Source organism: Streptomyces sp. NPDC007095 (genome assembly GCF_040634475.1).
Lineage (GTDB): Bacteria > Actinomycetota > Actinomycetes > Streptomycetales > Streptomycetaceae > Streptomyces.
On record NZ_JBEYFS010000169.1, the window covers coordinates 1 to 2,849 of the forward strand.

At 73.2% G+C, this 2,849-nt stretch carries 2 protein-coding genes; both read right to left on the reverse strand.

Going from position 1 to position 2,849, the window contains the following annotated elements:
- Nucleotides 1-73 precede the first annotated feature (73 nt).
- Entirely contained in the window at nt 74-529 is a 456-nt protein-coding gene (locus ABZ656_RS40795; RefSeq protein ID WP_101405405.1) for a DoxX family protein, read from the reverse strand.
- 85 nt (nt 530-614) lie between these two features.
- Entirely contained in the window at nt 615-2,573 is a 1,959-nt protein-coding gene (locus tag ABZ656_RS40800) for an FAD/NAD(P)-binding protein (RefSeq protein ID WP_101405406.1), read from the reverse strand.
- Nucleotides 2,574-2,849: the final 276 nt, after the last annotated feature.

The window sequence follows — 2,849 nt, forward strand, 5'->3', positions numbered from 1 at the left end:
GCCGCCGGCGCCCGCGCGCCCCGGGCGGGCGGGGGGGGCGGCGCGCCCCCCCCCGGGCCGGGTGGTGGCAGGGTCAGGCCGCGACGGGCTCCGAGGCCCGCTCGTCCGCGCGGGACGCGGCCGTGCGCCCGGCGAGGAGCCGGTCGAGGCCGAGCGCGCCGGAGCCGGTGAAGACCAGCAGCAGCATGGTCCAGCAGAACAGCACGGAGAGCTCGCCGCCGTTCTGGATCGGCCACAGGGCCGTCGACTGGTGCACGTCGAAGTACGCGTACGCCATCGAGCCCGACGCGATGAACGCCGCGCCCCGGGTGCCGAGGCCCAGCAGCACCAGGGCGCCGCCGACGAGCTGGATCACGGCCGCGTACCAGCCCGGCCAGGTGCCGGACGGGATGGAGCCGCCGTCGGTGCCGGCCGCGCCGCCGAGGACACCGAAGAGCGAGGCGGCGCCGTGCACGGCGAAGAGCAGGCCTATGACGATGCGCATCAGGCCGATGGCGTACGGCTGAGCGCTGTTGAGGCGGTCGGTCATGTGGGGGACTCCTTCGGTCTGGTCCGGTCCGTGGGGAACCGGATCCTGGGGGCGGAACCGAGTGAGTCATCAACATTAGGGGAACCTAATCAATGCTTGCAAGTTCAACATTTAGCCATGGTCCAGGTTCCGCTTGGGCTTCCGTTTCGGCTGTCGCCGCACGTAGCGAGGCCCGCGCCACCGCGTCGGCGTCCGAAAGCGTGACCGAATCCACACCCGGCCGGGCCCCGGCCGCGGTCACCCAGTGCACGCCCTCCGTGGGCACCCCGAAGGCGAACCGCCGTGCGTGCGGCCGACCTTGACGGTCGATCAGACGGTAGGGGCGCGGTGTTACGTCCAGCCCTCCGGTTTCGTAACCGTCGCTCGTGTGCGGGCGGCACCCGCCTGTCCTCAGCAGCCGGGTGAGCAGTTCGTCGCCCGTCCGCCTGAGGTCCGGTTCCGGCAGCCGCGCCTCTATCAGCGTCGTCACGCGGACGGTCGAACCGGGCACGTCGGGGGAGTGCGCGACCCACCCCCCGTCCTCGGCCCGCACTTCCAGCCGGGGGCCCAGGACGTCCAGGACACCCGCCTCGATCAGCGCGGTCATCTCCTCGACGCGGCGGCGGGGCGGTCCGATGGAGAGGAAGGCGTTGAGCGGCGTGTACCAGCGGTCCAGGTGCTCGCGCCGCGAGCCACCCGGCAGGCCCCCGTGGTCCACGATCCGCCGCACCTCGTTGCGCAGGTCGCGCAGCACGTCCAGGGCGGCCTTCAGGGGACCGTCGACGTTCCCGAGCGCGGCCTGCTCGGCGTCCTCGCGCAGATGCGCCAGCAGCCAGGAGCGCCAGGCGCCGGGCGTGGCGAAGTCGCGGCCGGCGTACGGGCGCGAAACGCGGTCCCAGCACCAGCGATCGCCCTGCGGGATACCGAACTCGTCGAGTACGCGGGCCTCTTGAGGGCTCCGGTGCGGGGCGGCGAGGAAACGGTCCCTGAACTCCAGCAGCCTCGTGCGCTCCCACCGACCGGCGCACACACCCTCGTAGTAGACGGTCTCCACCTCCTTCGCGATCAGTGGCCATATCTCGCCCAGGAAGTCCGGCGCCTCACCGGAGTCGGCGCGCTTGCGGAAGCCGGCGATGACCTCGTCGGTGAGGGCGAGGGGGAGATGGCGGCCGTAGGGGCCCTTCGCGTTGTCGCCGCGGGCCTGGTACGGGATGCCGCGGCGTGAGCCCGCGTACAGGCGGGGCTCGTGGCCGGAGGGGAGGTAGCGCAGGCCCTCGGCGGTGCGGGTGAAGCGGCCGCCGCGGCCCGTCGTGAGCAGGGCCATGTGGTCGAAGAAGTTGAGACCGAGGCCGCGCAGCAGGACCGGTTCGCCGGGAGCGGGGGCGGACAGGTCGACGTCCGCCGGGTTGGCGGGCGGGATGTGGCGCAGGCCGTGCCGTTCGGCGTACGCCGTGAGGTCGCGTTGGTCGCGGTCCGGGGCCGTCGGCAGATGGCCCTGGGCGAGGACGACCGCGGACAGCTCCGGCAGCGCGCGCCCGTTGTCGAGAGTGAGGGTCTGGCGGCCGTCGGGGTCGTCGTCGAGCCGTACCGCGCGCGCCGCGTGCACCTCGACGCGTACTCCGGGCGGCGCCCCGCGCACCACCTCGGCGAACACCCACTCCAGATAGCGGCCGTAGTGCGCACGGGTCGGGTAGTCGTCCGGGCCCAGTTCGCCGCCCGCCCAGGTGTGCAGGCTCGGCCCGGGGCGGACCGGGCCCGAGCAGTCCACGCTGTCGTCGGTGAAGAGGGTCACCTGCGAGGCCACGGTGTTCATCAGCAGATGCGGCGACTGCGCGGTGCGCCAGACGCGGCCGGGGCCGGGCGGCGACGGGTCGACCACGTGGACCGTCAGCCGTGCTCCGGGCGGGAGCAGCTCCGGCGCGGAGGCGCACAGGCGTTCAAGGACGCTGGTGCCCCGCGGTCCCGCGCCGACGACGGCGAGGGACACATCGACGGCAGGGGTGGTCCCGGAGGGCGCGGCGCTCACTGCAGACAAAGGTGTGACTCCCGGGCATGGAGGGCGCATGACGGCGAACCGCCTGCTGGGAGTTCCACGGGAAGGTCCCCTGGAAGCGGACGGTCCGCCTCATCATGCCGTCGGCGAGAACCCGAACCGAGCCCCGGGCGGGAGGATCGCCGTCCGCTGTGGGATGCGTCACGGGTATCTCACGGGGCCCTCACGCACCCCTCGCACCGCTGTCACGCTTGCTTCACAGGTGCGTTGTGGACGGCCGAGGGCGACCGCGGACGCTCACGAACCGACCGCGGACGCTCACGAACCGACCGCGGACGCTCGCGAACA

Bases quoted from the DNA above. Each gene is read 5' to 3' on its own strand.
- ABZ656_RS40795 (WP_101405405.1), bottom strand. From the start codon at position 529: ATGACCGACCGCCTCAACAGCGCTCAGCCGTACGCCATCGGCCTGATG.
- ABZ656_RS40800 (WP_101405406.1), bottom strand. From the start codon at position 2,573: ATGCGCCCTCCATGCCCGGGAGTCACACCTTTGTCTGCAGTGAGCGCC.